The 619-nt window shown below is 44.9% G+C and carries 1 protein-coding gene; it reads right to left on the bottom strand.

What is annotated here, in order from left to right; all coding sequences use genetic code 11:
- Positions 1–339: 339 nt before the first annotated feature.
- On the bottom strand, positions 340–619 hold a 280-nt coding region (locus LWP20_RS18180; RefSeq protein WP_242929600.1), incomplete at its 5' end, for a hypothetical protein.

Below are 619 nucleotides of genomic sequence, written 5' to 3'. Positions count from 1 at the left end.
TAAAGTCGGTTATGCCACTCTTGCAGATTACTTCTCAGTCTATGGGTGTAATACATAGTTACGATCTTTTAAAGATGTCTTTAAAACTATTTAAGGTGTTGTTAACTTCCTGGAAAGCCAGATAAATGGAGGCAGTTTGATCTATGAGCTTTATGTTCGCTTTACAATTATGGCAAATAACCGTCTCCTGTAATTTCATACTAATCATTCTTACATACTCAGTATACTGGCATTTAGGGCACGTTATAGCTATCCAATGGTTTTCAAGCATCTATATCATCAATTAAAGTTAATTCTACTACCAAGGCCTAGGTACGCCCCAACACCAGCTTCTTATTGCTACTTCACATACTGTTCTTTCTCCGTCTTCCTCAGCAAGCCTAACCCATGAAGCGTTTGCAGCAGGCTGTCTATCTGTTGCAGGCGTTGCGGTTGCTGTGGCTTTGTAACGGCTTTAAACTGGTGCAGCAGATCGTGGGCGGTGGCGGGGCGCTCGTGTAGCTGCAGGGCGCGTTGTACGGCCTGTGCCTGCTCCGAAAGCGTTTTTGGCCAGGCCAGCTGTTCTTTGGCGGACAGTTCGCGACCTGTTTCTACACGTTTTTTGCTTTCTATACCCAGG

This window comes from Pontibacter vulgaris (assembly GCF_022758145.1).
In the GTDB taxonomy this organism is placed as follows: domain Bacteria; phylum Bacteroidota; class Bacteroidia; order Cytophagales; family Hymenobacteraceae; genus Pontibacter; species Pontibacter vulgaris.
This window is presented reverse-complemented; position numbering and strand designations above follow the sequence as displayed.